This is a genomic window from Treponema sp. R6D11 (assembly GCF_054786075.1).
Genome location: NZ_BDHD01001213.1, coordinates 1 through 357, shown reverse-complemented (window position 1 = coordinate 357; position 357 = coordinate 1). Strand labels below are relative to the sequence as shown.

General features: G+C 39.8%; 1 pseudogene. It reads left to right on the top strand.

What is annotated here, in order from left to right:
- Positions 1 to 92 precede the first annotated feature (92 nt).
- Positions 93 to 357 (top strand): annotated as a pseudogene (locus ACYVTD_RS18160) (dihydroorotase); the annotation flags it as partial.

Sequence of the window (357 nt, the reverse complement as noted above, 5' to 3'; positions counted from 1 at the left end):
AATTACGAGATGCGCTTTAGGTTTGAAATGTACGAAGATCCGTTAATCGCGCTTAATCGTACGCTTATGTCGTTTAAAATTCCGGGTTAACCTTGCATTACAATCTGATTTTAAAAAACGGCTCTCTTGTTACTCCACAAAAAATAGTAACAGGAGATATTGCCGTACAAAACGGAAAAATTATAAAGAGTGGAAAATTACATAAAAGCGATACCGCTGACGAAATATACGACGCTAAAGGGAAGCATATACTGCCGGGCATAATAGACGCCCATGTTCATTTTCGAGACCCCGGTCTTACTGAAAAAGAAGATTTTGAGTCGGGAAGTATTGCCGCCGCATTTGGCGGAATAACAA